Origin of the sequence: Phaeodactylibacter luteus, from assembly GCF_007993045.1 — a bacterium.
Classification (GTDB): Bacteria; Bacteroidota; Bacteroidia; order Chitinophagales; family Saprospiraceae; genus Phaeodactylibacter; species Phaeodactylibacter luteus.
Genome location: NZ_VOOR01000220.1, coordinates 1 through 404 on the forward strand (window position 1 = coordinate 1; position 404 = coordinate 404).

The 404-nt window shown below is 56.4% G+C and carries 1 protein-coding gene; it reads left to right on the forward strand.

Translation table 11 applies throughout. The features are described from left to right. On the forward strand, positions 1–404 hold a 404-nt coding region (locus FRY97_RS22710; RefSeq protein WP_246141902.1), incomplete at both ends, for a dockerin type I domain-containing protein.

Below are 404 nucleotides of genomic sequence, written 5' to 3' on the forward strand. Positions count from 1 at the left end.
GGCAACGGCGACTTCTGCGAGACTTACATCCTGGTACAGGACAACATGGGCGTATGTACAGAAGCAGGCCCATCAGCAGCAGGCGCAGTGAGCACAGAGGGCGCTGAGTCAGTAGAAGATGTAGAGGTAAGCCTTTCTGGCAACGGCTCTGCAACTGTAATGACCAATGCCAACGGCCAGTACGTATTCACTAACCTGAATGCAGGGCTTGACTACACGGTGACGCCACAGCGCGACGGCGACTACCTCAACGGGGTATCAACGTTCGACCTGGTGCTGATCAGCAAGCACATCCTGGGCGTAGAGCCACTGAGCACACCATACAAGCGCATTGCCGCTGACGTGAACAGCTCAGGCTCGATCACAACGCTCGACCTGATCCAGCTGCGCAAGCTGATCCTGTC